Genomic DNA, 12,932 nt, shown 5'->3' on the forward strand with positions numbered 1-12,932 from the left:
TTAGGGCTCGAATATGTGTGGAATCGTCGGTGCTGTTGCCCAACGAGAAGTTGCTGGAATTCTGCTAGAGGGCTTGCGTCGCCTGGAATACCGGGGCTACGACTCAGCCGGTATGGCGGTTATCTCAGCCAATGGCGACAACGACTGCCGCAAGCGTGTGGGTAAAGTCGAGGCGCTGGCACAGGCGCTGGGCGAGCAGCCGCTGCCGGGCCACACTGGCATTGCCCACACCCGCTGGGCCACCCACGGCGAACCCTCGGAAGCCAATGCCCACCCCCACAATTCCGGCAAGCTGTCGCTGGTACACAACGGCATTATCGAAAACCATGAAGCGCTGCGCAGCAAACTCAAAGCGCTGGGCTATACCTTTTTATCGGCCACCGACACGGAAACCATCGTTCATTTGGTCCACCACTATTACCAACAGCAGCGCGACCTGCTCGGCGCGGTCAAGCTGGCGGTAACGGAGTTGGAGGGTGCCTATGGTCTGGCCGTTATCCACGCCGACCAACCCGACAAACTGGTGTGTGCGCGCAAGGGCAGCCCACTGGTCATTGGTATGGGTATTGGCGAGAACTTTATCGCCTCTGACCAACTGGCGCTGCGCCAGGTGACCGATCGCTTTGTGTATCTGGAAGAGGGCGATATTGCCGAAGTGACCGTTGGTCACTACCGCATTTGGAATGCCGACCTGGAGCCGGTCACCCGCGAAGTCAGCCAGATCGATGCCGCCGCGGAATCCGCCGACAAGGGCCATTACCGCCACTACATGCTCAAGGAAATCTACGAGCAGCCCACGGTTATTCAGCGCTCACTGGCGGGGCGACTGGGCAGCAAAAAAGTGCTGGCCGAGGCGATGGGGCCGCGCGCCAACGACATTTTGCAGTCGGTATCCTCGGTGCAGATTGTGGCCTGTGGTACCAGCTATCACGCAGGCATGGTCGCCAAGTATTGGATCGAAGGCATCGCCGGTGTGCCTTGCCGGGTCGAAGTTGCCAGCGAGTTTCGCTACCGCAAATTCAAAGTGCAGGAAAACACCCTGTTCGTCACCATCAGTCAGTCCGGTGAAACGGCCGATACGCTGGCCGCCCTGCGGCTGGCCAAAACCCTTGGTTACAGCGCCAGCCTCACCATCTGCAATGTGGCGCTCAGCTCGCTGGTACGCGAGTCCGATCTCTATTTAATGACCGAGGCCGGCCCGGAAATCGGTGTGGCATCGACCAAGGCCTTCACCACCCAGCTGGTGGCACTGTTGCTGCTTACTGTTGCGCTGGGTCGCCACCACGACCTCACCGAAGAGGAAGAGCAAAGCATTGTTGCCGCCTTGCACCAACTGCCCGCTCGACTCGACGAAACCCTGACCCTGGATGCAGCGATCCAGCAAATGTCAGAAGCCTTTGCCGACAAGCACCACGCCTTATTTCTGGGGCGCGGTGCGCAGTGGCCGGTGGCGATGGAAGGTGCGCTTAAGCTGAAGGAAATTTCTTATATCCACGCCGAAAGTTATCCCGCTGGCGAGCTTAAACACGGTCCGCTGGCGCTGGTGGACAGCGACATGCCGGTTATCGCTGTGGCCCCCAATGACGAGCTGCTGGAAAAGCTGAAATCCAATCTTCAAGAAGTGCAGGCGCGCGGCGGACAGCTCTTTGTTTTCGCCGACAAAGCCGCTGGCTTTAGCCCCGAGCCCAGCTTGCAGATTATTGAGCTGCCCCATGTCAGCGATATCGTCGCACCGATTTTGTACACCATTCCTCTGCAACTGCTGAGCTACCACGTGGCGATTTTAAAAGGCACCGATGTTGATCAGCCGAGAAACCTCGCCAAGTCGGTAACGGTGGAGTAAGCGCGCTTAACGGCGTTCTCGCTCACGGCGCGGTGACCCGGCCGTGCAGTGGGTTGGAGTCACACCGCTTTTTTATATTCACTAGGTGTTTTACAGGCCGCTATGAAAAGAAGATGCCCACACTGCAAAGAGACGTGCATCGCCCCGCAAGACTTTAAAGTGGGCGTCTTACATCGCTGTCCGCGCTGTCAGACCGGGGTGGAAGTGGGGAGGTTTTATACGGTGGCGCTATCACTGGTTCTGGCGTTGCTCTGCGCCTACTTTTTCAGTGTGGGTAAGCCAGAGGTGGGATTTTTGCTCTTTACCCTAATACTATTCAGGGCGTTTTATTCAAAAGCGGTGGATGCCCTTTTTCTGCCCTTACAAAAAAGTGTGGATAATTAGCATTTGGCTCATTGCCTAAGTTGTTGTTTTTCTAAGCGGCCTCGGCGCTGGTAGGCCGTATTTATCACAGTTAGATAAATAAAATAAATGGTAGGGATTTCCTCTGTTTATTGTATTGATGTCGGTACTCGTTATAGTAGCGCCTACCTTGCGACGCCCTGGCGCAGTGCTGGTGGGGTCTGTACGCTACCGTTGACTAAACAGGAGAGAATTTCATGACCCAAGATGTTGTTGTATTGAGCGCGGCCCGTTCGGGCATTGGGACTTACGGTGGCGGCCTGAGCGGTATCGAGCCCCATGAGTTGGGCGGCCAGATTATGAAGGCGGCCATTGATCGCTCTTCTGTTGATCCTCAGAACATTAACTACGTGACAGTGGGTAACTGTATTCCCACTGACTCTCGCTATGCCTACGTGGCGCGTGTGGCGTCAATTCAGGCTGGCCTGCCGATGGATTCCGTGGCGATGGGTGTAAACCGCCTGTGTAGCTCGGGCCTGCAAGCCATTGTCACCACTGCCCAAAACATTATGTTGGGTGATTGCGACTACGGTATTGGCGGTGGTGTGGAAGTCATGTCGCGCAGCGCTTACTTGTCGCCCACCATGCGCAACGGTGCACGCATGGGCAATGTAGAAATGCTCGACGCGATGACCTCGGCGTTGACCGACCCCTTCGGTGTGGGCCACATGGGCATTACCGCTGAAAACCTGGCAGACAAATGGGAGATCAGCCGCGAAGAGCAAGACGCCTTTGCTGCCGAGTCTCACCGCCGCGCTGCCGCTGCCATTGAAGCGGGTTACTTCAAAGAGCAAATCGCGCCCGTCACGCTGAAAACCCGCAAGGGTGAAGTGGTTTTCGATACCGATGAGCACGTGAAGCCCGGCACCACCGTCGACACGCTGGCGAAACTGCGCCCCGCCTTTAAAAAGGATGGCTCGGTAACCGCGGGCAACTCGTCGGGTTTGAATGACGGTGCTGCGTTTATGGTCTTGGCTTCTGCCGAAGCGGCGGAGAAAGCGGGTCAAAAGCCGATTGCACGCATCGTGTCCTACGCGGTAGCCGGTGTTCCTAACGACGTGATGGGTGAGGGCCCGATCCCAGCATCTACGAAAGCTTTGGAGAAGGCCGGTCTGTCAGTGGCAGACATGGATGTGATCGAATCCAACGAAGCCTTCGCTTCGCAGGCCCTAGCGGTGGCTAAAGGTCTGGGTCTGGACTTGAGCAAGACCAACCCCAACGGTGGTGCCATTGCACTGGGTCACCCAGTAGGTTGTTCTGGCGCGTTCATCGCCACTAAGGCGATCTACGAGCTGCAGCGCACCGGTGGTAAATATGCGCTGGTCACCATGTGTATTGGTGGTGGTCAGGGTATCGCGGTTATCTTCGAGCGCGTATAAGCCTTTCAACACCGGCGGCTGCAATAGCCGCCGGTGAATTCCACACCCACTTCTCTCCGTTCAGTTTCCCCAGCACGCTTTTTCAGCAAGCTAGGCGCGTCGTCTTAGTGCGCAAACCAGTGGCGCGTGCGATTCGCAAACCACACTAGCGACAGCATTACCGGTACTTCTACTAACACCCCAACCACTGTGGCGAGGGCGGCACCGGAATGCAGGCCAAACAGCGAGATCGCCACGGCCACTGCCAACTCGAAAAAGTTGGAGGTGCCAATCATGCAAGCGGGAGCGGCGACATTGTGCGGCAACTTTAATTGCCTGGCGGCAAAGTAGGCGATGGCAAAGATGCCGTAGGTTTGTATGAGCAGGGGAACAGCGATTAATGCGATCACCATAGGTTTGGCGATAATGGTTTCTGCCTGAAAACCAAACAGCAGCACCACGGTTGCCAGCAAGCCGATAATCGACCAGGGTTTCAGTGTGGCAACAAAGTTATTCAGGCGGCTGTGGTCGTTAGCGCTGTCCAGGCGGTGACGGGTAATGGCGCCGGCGATCAGCGGCAGTACCACATACAGCACCACCGAAAGCAGCAGTGTTTCCCAGGGCACTTGAATATCGCTAATGCCAAGTAAAAACGCAGTAATCGGCGCGAAAGCGAAGATCATAATAATGTCGTTGATCGACACCTGGACCAGGGTGTAGTTGGCATCCCCTTTTGTGAGTTGGCTCCATACAAATACCATCGCGGTGCAGGGTGCAACGCCGAGTAAAATCATCCCGGCGATATACTCGCCAGCAGATTGCGGGTCTACCCAGTCGGCGAATATCACCTTGAAAAACAGCCAGCCCAGCATAGCCATGGTAAAGGGCTTGATAAGCCAGTTAACGGTGAGTGTTAGCAGCAGCCCCTTGGGTTTTTTACCCACGTCTTTTAGCGAGGCGAAGTCGATCTGAATCATCATCGGATAGATCATCAGCCAGATCAGCACCGCCACCACCAGGTTAACGTGGGCAAGCTCCAGGGCGGCAACCTGTGCAAATACCCCGGGGATGGTATTGCCCAGTACAACACCGGCCGCGATACACAGCCCAACCCAAAGCGAAAGATAGCGCTCAAAAAGTCCCATGGTTTTCTCTCTTGATTACAGCTTAATTGCGGCTTAAATAGAGCGTTGGTTAACGCGTTCCATTAATTTTTCGGCGCTTTCCACGCGCTCGGAATAGCGGTCGACCAGGTAGTCGCTGTTATCGCGGGTGAGCAGGGTGAACTTCATCAGTTCCTCCATGACATCCACAATGCGGTTGTAATAGCTGGAAGGCTTCATGCGGTTATTGTCGTCAAACTCGAGAAAGGCCTTGGCCACCGACGACTGGTTGGGGATGGTGATCATCCGCATCCAGCGGCCCAGTACCCGCAGTTGATTCACCACATTAAAAGACTGGGAGCCACCTTCCACCTGCATCACCGCCAGGGTTTTACCTTGGGTGGGCCGCACTGCGCCCTGCGACAGGGGGATCCAGTCGATCTGCGCCTTCATAATGCCGGTCATCGCGCCGTGGCGTTCGGGAGAGCACCACACCTGCCCTTCCGACCAGATGGCCAGTTCACGCAATTCTTTTACCTTGGGATGATTCTCGTCAGCGCCGTCAGGCAGTGGCAGGCCCTCGGGGTTGAAGATACGCACTTCGCCGCCCATATGGCTAAGCAGTCGCGCGCATTCTTCGACCACTAAGCGGCTAAAGGAGCGCTCGCGCAGCGAGCCGTACAGCAGAAGAAAGCGCGGCTTGTGGCCGGAATAGTTCGCGTTAAATTGTGCTGTGCTCGGGCTGGCGAACTGGCTGTTATCCACATTGGGCAGAGACATATCATCAAGACTCATTACTTTGCTCCCAGGTCTGCCAGCGCGGCAGTCCATTCAGATTTGTCGAGGGTGGCAATGGTTTTTAACGCCGTGACACGCTCACTGATCAGCGCAATGCAGGCGCGGAATGCCGCGTCGATCTCTTCCTCTGTGCCGGTCAGTTTCGACGGGTCTTCCAGGCCCCAGTGCACTTTCAGTGCCTTGCCGAACCACAGCGGGCAGGACTCGCCAGCGGCCGAATCGCAAACGGTAACCACCAGGTCGGGGGCAAAGCTCTCCAGCTCGTTCCATGACTGGCTTTGTAGGCCGCTGGTATCAATACCGGCGGCGCGCAGGGCTTTTAGTGAGGTGGGGTGCACTTCACCAGCTGGCTGGCTGCCGGCACTGCGCGCCTCGATAAGGTCGCTGGCAAGGTGGCGAGTGATCGCTTCAGAGAGGATGCTGCGACAGCGGTTGTGGGTGCAGATATATAAAATCTTCATAGTAGCCTCGTGGCAATTAACACTGGGAAGACAGCTCTTCCAGGCGGCTTTTAAGGTAGTTGGCGTTGTTGCTAAGGGTGACCTTGAGTATGTCGTGGGCCCACTCAGGCAGCGCTGGATGAAGTTGGTAGTACACCCACTGCCCCTGCCGACGGTCCTGAAGAATGCCGCGCTTTCGCAGCTGCGCGAGATGGCGGGAGATCTTGGGTTGCGACTCGTTAAGCGCTTCCATCAGATCGCACACGCAGAGCTCGCCGCGCTCGGTAATTAACAGCATTGACAGCAAACGGGTGTCATCCGCCAAGGCCTTAAAAAAGTCCACAGGGCTGAGCGGCGGTGTGCTGACCGTTTTGCTGTTCACCAGTAGAAACAGCCGAATGCGTTCGCTGATCTCCTGCAGGGTGTGAGCGAAGGCCTGGGGTTGGTCGCTGGCTTTCGGGTCTGGAAAATCCCACGCCATAACAACCCCAGCCCCCGGCCACTGCTGACAGGCATTGTGCGCCTTGTCGCAGAGCGTAATGACATAGTCAAAATGCTGATCGGCAAAGTCCTCGACCGGCTTTGACGACAGCCCAGCCGTGGACACCCCGGCGTCGGCGAGGGTGGATAGGGTTCTCGGGTCGATGGCCTGCGGCGCAGTGCCAGCACTAAAGACCTCTATGCCTTCGACTGCCTGGTGGCGAAGCACCGCTTCGGCCATTTGCGAGCGCACGGAATTGCCCGTGCACAGAAAGAGTACTTTCATGGTGATCTCAAGCTGAGAAATGACGTGATTCATATGCTATCAGCAATATATATGAATTTCCATATATGTAGTTTTTGAAATATAGCCTGCCAGATTTTTGTATCAGATTTTGGTTCAGGGAGGGGTAAATGAGAGTTGAATAGTTGAACCAGTCGAAGCTAGGCAAAAATATTTTTAATGAACTCGCCTTAACTGAAGTGTTTTCTTGTTGCGGAGTACGACTCGGTTACAGAGCAGTAACTCGATTTTTCGTGATAAAAGCCAGCCATTTCGCACTAGTTCACGATTGTTAGCGCCTGCTATTACTCAGCATTTTTATTATCGCTGCGGTGACTACGTATCCCATTAGGGGTTACAGATTATTAACTTGTGCGCCGCTGAAAAAGCAAAAATCCATAAAAATTAGAAGTTTAACAACCCACTGACAAAATACTGGCAGGGAGAGTGAAAGTGAAATCTAACGAAAATGATAAGGGGTGGCTGTCGCTAGTGGCATTGCTGGCCGCGCCAATGGCCATGGCACAACCCGGCGACACCCAGCGTTACGCATTGGAAGAGGTTGTTGTCACCGCGCAGAAAAAAGCGGAGTCACTGCAAGATGCACCCATTTCGCTGACTGCGTTTGGCCAACAAGCACTGGAAAACAAGGGCATCAACAGCCTTGCTGATATCGGTGCCAATGTGCCGAGCATGAGTATTGAACCCTTCCCCATTAACAATGCGACCCTGCGTATTTTTATCCGTGGTATTGGTATTTCCGACGCGCAAATCACCCAAGACCCGCCGGTGGGCATCTACATGGACGGTGTGTACATCGCCCGTTCTACAGGCACTGCGCTGGACGTTGCCGACCTGGAGCGCATCGAGATTTTGCGTGGCCCACAGGGCACACTCTATGGCCGCAACACGACCGGTGGCGCCATCAACCTGGTTAGCAAGCGACCAAATACTGAAGCCTTCGAATTCGAGCAAAAATTCACAGTGGGCGACCGCTACCTGCTTACCTCGAAAACCTCTGCCAATATTCCGATCACCGATACCCTAGCAGCGAAGCTGGCCTTCCTGCATACCGAGCAAGATGGCTTTGTGGAAAACACCGGGCCGGGTGGCGATTTTGGCGATCGCGAAGTCCAAGGCTACCGCATGGATGTGCGCTGGGATATCAACGACAGTCTGACTCTGGACTACGCCTACGACCACTCCTAGCTGGATTACTACAACTCCATGTATCAGTCGGTGACACCGCCTCTGGGTAATAAGGGGCAGGCCGAGCCGATTAAAGAACACGCCGCTGAGCAAAGCGTATTCAGTAAGAAACGGTTGGACTCGCTGGCAACCGGTATGCCGCTGGAAGAATCCAATACTGAAATTACCGGCCATGCCATTACGCTGACGGCGAACTTTGACGCTGGCGAGTTTAAGTATATCGGGGCCTACCGCGAGCTGAGTGACTCCTCCTACGCTGACTTGGGTGGCGGTGCGGGTTCTACGGAATTCCGTTTGGACAGCCACGGCTACGATGGCCAGGCAACCGATAAAGTAAACGGTGGCCCAACTGATCTGGTAAAACCGCTGGTTACCCAGCGCCAGCGCTCCCACGAGCTGCAATTTAGCGGCGATGCGGCCGATGGCCGTGTAGAGTTTTTGACCGGCGCTTATTACTTTAGCGAGTCGGCCATTGAGGATAACTCACCTCTTCACCACCAGCTCAGCGCTGATGCGCGTGTGCCCGGTGTGCCTTTCCGTACCCATGCGGTTAACTTGCTGTCGCAGCATTACGAGATCGACAACGAAGCGCTGGCGTTGTTTGGCCAGGCCACCTGGACACCGGCCATCATGGAAGACCGCCTGCACCTGACCTTCGGTGCGCGCCACTCCCGTGACAAGCGCGCCGCGGTTAAGAATCAGACCGACCTGAATATTGTCGAGCTATACGGTCTGGTAATGGATTTGCCCTGGGGCACTATTGACCAAACCGACCCATCTCGTCAGTTCGACGACGTAAAAGCGGAGAAGGATTTCACCGATAACTCCTTCAGCTTTGTGGCCGAGTATGACCTGAGCGACACCGTGAATATCTACGGCAAAATCAACGAGGCCTATAAGAGCGGCGGCTTTAACACTCGTGACCCACAGCGCGACGGTAACCAGGGGCCGGCCAGTGATGGCGTGAATTACGGCTTTGGTTTTGCTGAAGGCTTTGATGAAGAAAAAGTGCGCTCCATGGAGCTGGGTATTAAGAGCGAGCTGATGGATCGCCGCCTGCGGATCAACGCCGACATCTTCCGCAGTGTGTACAGCGATATGCAGCTGAACTTTATTCTGGCGGGCACCGTGGCGGACACCAAAATCACCAACGCGGGTGAAGCGGAAATGCAGGGCTTTGAGGCTGATATCACCTTCATGGCAACGCGCAATCTGCTGCTGATGCTCAGCTACGCCTACCTGGATGCCGAGGTCACAAAAGCTGAAGACGTGTCTGGCAAGGATGTCAGCGACGAATTTGTATTCTTTGCTGCGCCTGAGCAGTCCTATACCGCAGCGGCGGATTGGACACTGGCCGATGCCGACTGGGGCCGTACCTCGTTGAACCTGAGCTACAACTACATGGATGAGCGCAACGGCGGCTCGCGGGCAGAAAATGTGAAAAACACGCGCCTGGAAGCCTACGGTGTGTGGAATGCGCGCTTCGGTGTGAGCGACATGCCCTTTGCGGGTGGCAACCTCAGTGTTGCAGCCTGGGGTAAAAACCTCACCGACGAGGAGTACGCGATTACTGCCATCGACAATCAGCCGCAATCCGACCGCTCGGTATTGTGGGGCGAGCCACGCAGCTACGGCCTCGACCTGATTTACCGCTACTAATCTCCCACCCATCACCCTTCGCCGCCTACGGGCGGCTTTTTTATGCCTGGGTGAAACGCGCGCGTGCATCGCCGCGGTGGCAGTTTAAAAATCTGCGCCCCAGGCGTATTTAGGCGCCGCACGGCCGTTAAAGGTTTGACGGTCTTCACCATCGAAAATACAGTGCCGTAAGCAGATCAGGAATGGCCGCCCATAACCGAGCTCTCAATAATAGCTGCGCCAAATAATAATGGAGAATTGCGATGCAACTAGGCTTTACCTCAATGAACACCGTGCACGACCAACGCCCAGCGGAGCTGGCGCGCATTGTGGAAGATGCCGGCTTTGACTCCCTTTGGTATGGCGAGCACAGTCATATTCCCATGTCGCGGAAAACGCCCTATCCGCCCGGTGGTGAATTGCCCGAACCCTACAAAGAAATGATGGACCCCTATATTTCCTTAATGGAAGCCGCTTCAGCGACCACAACGCTAAAGCTGGGTACCGGCATCGCCTTACTTATGGAGCGCGAATTGCTCTCCCAGGCCAAAACCATTGCCACCCTGGATAGGTTGTCGGGTGGCCGTGTGATTATTGGCACCGGGGTTGGTTGGAATGAAGAGGAATTTACCAACGCCACCTCACTGCCCTGGAAAAAACGCTACAGCGGCTTGCGCGAAACCGTTCAAGCGACACGCGCCTTGTTTCGCGACCCTGCGCCGGAATTTCACGGCGACATGATCGACTTCGATCCCGTGTGGTTTGAGCCCAAGCCCGTGCAGGCGGGCGGCCCGAAGTTTCTGTTCGGTGCGATGGGGCCGCTGGGCATTAAACACGCTGCCGAATGGGCCGATGGCTGGATGCCGGTGGATGTAGTGATGCCCGATGTCGGTGAGGGTATTGCCCAATTTCGCCAAGCCGTGCGCGACAACGGTCGCGATCCCGACCAAATAGACATCACTATGGTGGCCATGGGCGAGCTTAGCGTCGACCTGCTCAAGCGCTATCGCGATATGGGCATCAGCCGCGTGAACATCGGTGTGGGCATGGAAAACTGGAACAAGCCCGAAATTGTTATGCCGATGATCAGCAAGTTCTCAAAGATTATTCCGCAGCTATAAACCCCAGGCGGAACGCCGCGGCTCGACGGGTGTCGTAATTCAAACACCAGAGAGAGCCGCCATGACCTTGTTCCGCCGACCCTGGTGTGGCCCCGTTATTTTATGGCTGGCCGCGCTGTTCTGTATGCTGGGTTTTCAGCAAATTGGCTCCTATGTGGATGAGCAGGGTGTTCTTCGCGAACCCTTTGGCCTGATTCCCCTCGGCTACCTGTTTGCCACTGCCGCACTGTGTTGGACGGTGTGCTTAGTAATCAACACGGTGCGGCGCCGCAGTCGACGTCAAAACAAGCCAAGTAAATGATTTGGTATTGGCTGAGCACTAGCGGCACAGCTGCTGGTGCAGGGCGCGGCGATAGGCACTGATGCCGGGAATCAGCGCAATAACGGCGGTGCTTACTAGTAGTAGCGCCAATACGATCGCGGCGGGTTTTGCCAGCAGCGCATAGTCGATAAACAAACTGAATTTCTCTGCCAGTAGCGGCGCGCCGAGCGCGGTAGTCGCCGTCAACGCGCCGCTCGCCAGGACAAAACCGCTCAGCGCAATCAGCGTGGCCTCGCCTTCAATTAATAGCAGTAAAAACCACGGCGGCGCGCCAATAGCGCGCATAACGGCAATTTCCTGCTGGCGCTCGCGAATGCTGGCAAGCAGCATCGCCGCCAGGCCAAGCAGCGCAGCAAAAAACACCAGCGCGGAAATCAGCCGCAGGGTATTTTCCATCACCGACATTAACTGCCAGAGCTGGCTGAGGGTTACCCCGGGCAAAATGGCCAGCAGTGGCTCTGCCTGAAAGCCGTTAATTTGTCGCTGTAGCGAGAAGGTGGCCATTTTAGATTGCAGCCCTACCATAAAGGCGGTGATGCTCTCGGGGGTAAGGTCAACATGCTGCGGTGATTGCTGTGCACTCAGGTGGCGGGGCAATTGAACACCGTTTTGCCAGCCCAGATGAATCGCTTCGATCCCTTCGAGGCTAACGGTCAGCGTTTGGTCGACGGGGGTGCCGGTGGCATTGAGAATGCCCACGACGGTAAAGGGCTTGTCGCTGTGTTTGCTGAAACTGGTGCGACCCAGGCCGTGGGCCAGAACAACCTCGTCGCCAAGCGTGTAGCCCAATGTTTTGGCGACTTCGCTGCCTAACACCAGGTCGAAGGTGTCGGCGAAGGCACTGCCTTTTGCAAAAGCCAGCGGCTGTTTTTGGCCGTAGCGAAAGTGCTGAAAATAGTCGCTGCTGGTGCCCATAACTCGGTAGCCTTTGTGCGAGTCGCCCAGGGCGATGGGAATGGTCCAGGCCACTTCGGGCTTGTCGGCGATCTGCCGATAGCTTTCCCAGGAAATATTGTTGGTGGCGTTGCCAAGGTGAAACACCGAGTAAAGAAGAAGGTTGATGTCGCCGGTGCGCGCACCCACGATAAGGTCAATGCCGGAAACCGTATTATAAAAGCTGCTTTTCGCTTGGCCGCGCACCAGCTCGACTCCTAGCAATACGAATACGCTAACGGCGATGGCCAGCAGAGTGAGCAGGGCTGACCCTTTGCGATTCCACAAACTGGCGATGGCGAGGCGTACTAGCATTACAGTGCAACCTCGGCGCGGTTAATATCGAGCAGTGACTCCACGCGATCAAAGGATTTGGCCAAACGCGGGTCGTGACTGACAAAAATCAGCGCGGTATTGCCCTCGCTCAACTGCTCCATTAATAGCCCCATAAACTTATCGGCATTTTTTTTATCCAGCGCCGAGGTGGGCTCGTCCACAATTAATAGCTCGGGCTGATTGATTAGCGCCCGCGCTATGGCAATGCGTTGTTGCTGACCAATACTCAGGCGGCCCGTGGCGCGGTGCTGATCGGACTCCGCCAAACCCAGTGCGGACAGCAACGCTTTGGTGCGGGCGGTGGTGTTTTTGTTGCCGGCAAAATGCCCGGCGAGCTTGATATTGTCTACCGCGCTAAGAAAGGGGATGAGATTAAACTGTTGAAAGACCACGCCGATATGTTTGGCGCGCAGCGTATCGCGTTGGCGGCCACTAAGCTGTGCGGTGTTGTTACCGAGTATCTCGATGCGGCCCTGGCTCGGCAATAATACCCCGGCGATCAGGTTTAGCAGGGTCGATTTGCCGGTACCGGAGGGGCCGTGCAGGAACACCTGCTCACCGCTGGCGAGCTGCCAGTGAGGAATATTAAGAATGGCGGTGTGATCGGCGCGGTAGTGAAAACGCAGATCGTCAATCGTCACGAGCAAGGCCTGACACCGGTTCTGA

The 12,932-nt window shown here is 55.8% G+C and carries 12 protein-coding genes and 1 pseudogene; 6 read left to right on the forward strand and 7 right to left on the reverse strand.

The features are described from left to right. The first annotated feature begins 13 nt into the window (after nt 1-13). Both glmS and HNR64_RS02200 read left to right on the forward strand, forming a co-directional pair. On the forward strand, nt 14-1,843 hold the full coding sequence (gene glmS / locus HNR64_RS02195) for a glutamine--fructose-6-phosphate transaminase (isomerizing) (RefSeq protein ID WP_204994950.1): 1,830 nt from the start codon (nt 14-16) through the stop codon (nt 1,841-1,843). A gap of 599 nt (nt 1,844-2,442) precedes the next feature. Beyond that, a complete protein-coding gene (locus HNR64_RS02200; protein ID WP_204994951.1) occupies nt 2,443-3,624 on the forward strand; it encodes an acetyl-CoA C-acyltransferase family protein in 1,182 nt (393 codons plus the stop codon). Between the two features lie 104 nt (nt 3,625-3,728). On the opposite strand, the gene arsB is transcribed toward HNR64_RS02200, so the two are convergent. From arsB to HNR64_RS17035, 5 genes and pseudogenes are all read right to left on the reverse strand, one after another. Then, nucleotides 3,729-4,748, reverse strand: a complete 1,020-nt coding sequence (arsB, locus tag HNR64_RS02205; protein ID WP_204994952.1) for an ACR3 family arsenite efflux transporter — start codon at nt 4,746-4,748, stop codon at nt 3,729-3,731. Nucleotides 4,749-4,781: 33 nt separating this feature from the next. After that, the gene (gene arsH, locus HNR64_RS02210; protein ID WP_204994953.1) at nt 4,782-5,501 is read right to left on the reverse strand and encodes an arsenical resistance protein ArsH; all 720 of its coding nucleotides are present in this window, start codon (nt 5,499-5,501) and stop codon (nt 4,782-4,784) included. After that, the gene (locus tag HNR64_RS02215; protein WP_204994954.1) at nt 5,501-5,965 is read right to left on the reverse strand and encodes an arsenate reductase ArsC; all 465 of its coding nucleotides are present in this window, start codon (nt 5,963-5,965) and stop codon (nt 5,501-5,503) included. Before HNR64_RS02215 ends, arsH begins: the two co-directional genes overlap by 1 nt. Nucleotides 5,966-5,981: 16 nt before the next feature. Beyond that, nucleotides 5,982-6,242, reverse strand: coding sequence for a metalloregulator ArsR/SmtB family transcription factor (locus HNR64_RS17030; protein ID WP_239547535.1), 261 nt, complete (start codon nt 6,240-6,242; stop codon nt 5,982-5,984). 99 nt (nt 6,243-6,341) lie between these two features. Continuing rightward, nucleotides 6,342-6,743 (reverse strand): annotated as a pseudogene (locus HNR64_RS17035) (arsenate reductase ArsC); the annotation flags it as partial. A 417-nt stretch (nt 6,744-7,160) separates the two neighbouring features. On the opposite strand from HNR64_RS17035, the gene HNR64_RS17040 reads away from it, so the two are divergent. The 4 genes from HNR64_RS17040 (at nt 7,161) to HNR64_RS02235 (ending at nt 10,976) form a co-directional block, all read left to right on the forward strand. After that, complete coding sequence (locus tag HNR64_RS17040) at nt 7,161-7,916, forward strand: TonB-dependent receptor (protein ID WP_288362849.1); 756 nt, start codon at nt 7,161-7,163, stop codon at nt 7,914-7,916. 30 nt (nt 7,917-7,946) lie between these two features. Then, nucleotides 7,947-9,575 carry a TonB-dependent receptor gene (locus HNR64_RS17045; RefSeq protein WP_338061803.1) on the forward strand — a complete coding sequence of 543 codons (1,629 nt, stop codon included), beginning with the start codon at nt 7,947-7,949 and terminating at the stop codon, nt 9,573-9,575. 242 nt (nt 9,576-9,817) lie between these two features. After that, on the forward strand, nt 9,818-10,675 hold the full coding sequence (locus tag HNR64_RS02230) for a TIGR03619 family F420-dependent LLM class oxidoreductase (RefSeq protein WP_204994955.1): 858 nt from the start codon (nt 9,818-9,820) through the stop codon (nt 10,673-10,675). A gap of 61 nt (nt 10,676-10,736) precedes the next feature. Beyond that, on the forward strand, nt 10,737-10,976 hold the full coding sequence (locus HNR64_RS02235; protein ID WP_204994956.1) for a DUF3955 domain-containing protein: 240 nt from the start codon (nt 10,737-10,739) through the stop codon (nt 10,974-10,976). Nucleotides 10,977-10,994: 18 nt separating this feature from the next. On the opposite strand, the gene HNR64_RS02240 is transcribed toward HNR64_RS02235, so the two are convergent. Both HNR64_RS02240 and HNR64_RS02245 read right to left on the reverse strand, forming a co-directional pair. Next, nucleotides 10,995-12,245, reverse strand: a complete 1,251-nt coding sequence (locus HNR64_RS02240; RefSeq protein WP_204994957.1) for an ABC transporter permease — start codon at nt 12,243-12,245, stop codon at nt 10,995-10,997. Then, entirely contained in the window at nt 12,245-12,907 is a 663-nt protein-coding gene (locus HNR64_RS02245) for an ABC transporter ATP-binding protein (protein WP_288362856.1), read from the reverse strand. Before HNR64_RS02245 ends, HNR64_RS02240 begins: the two co-directional genes overlap by 1 nt. Nucleotides 12,908-12,932 lie beyond the last annotated feature (25 nt).

The organism is Spongiibacter marinus, assembly GCF_016906995.1.
GTDB classification, from domain to species: Bacteria; Pseudomonadota; Gammaproteobacteria; order Pseudomonadales; family Spongiibacteraceae; genus Spongiibacter; species Spongiibacter marinus.